The organism is Shewanella sp. SG44-2 (assembly GCF_014164215.1).
Classification (GTDB): domain Bacteria; phylum Pseudomonadota; class Gammaproteobacteria; order Enterobacterales; family Shewanellaceae; genus Shewanella; species Shewanella frigidimarina.
This window is the reverse complement of record NZ_JACJEU010000126.1, coordinates 1-215: the sequence shown is the minus strand read 5'-3', so window position 1 is coordinate 215 and position 215 is coordinate 1. Positions and strand designations below refer to the sequence as shown.

Here is a 215-nt window from a genome sequence, read left to right as displayed (position 1 = left end):
TCACCCGTCCGCCGCTCGTCACCTCAGGAGCAAGCTCCCTTGTGTTACCGCTCGACTTGCATGTGTTAGGCCTGCCGCCAGCGTTCAATCTGAGCCATGATCAAACTCTTCAATTAAAGTTTTTTGAAACCCGAAGGTTTCGGCTCAATGAATTCTGATTTCATTAATTAGACTCGGAAGAATCTAAATAATGTTTGTACATATTACTATGAACA

At 43.7% G+C, this 215-nt stretch carries 1 rRNA gene; it reads right to left on the bottom strand.

From position 1 onward, the window contains the following. A 16S ribosomal RNA gene (locus H5181_RS20560) occupies positions 1–116 on the bottom strand; the annotation flags it as partial. Between the last annotated feature and the right edge of the window lie 99 nt (positions 117–215).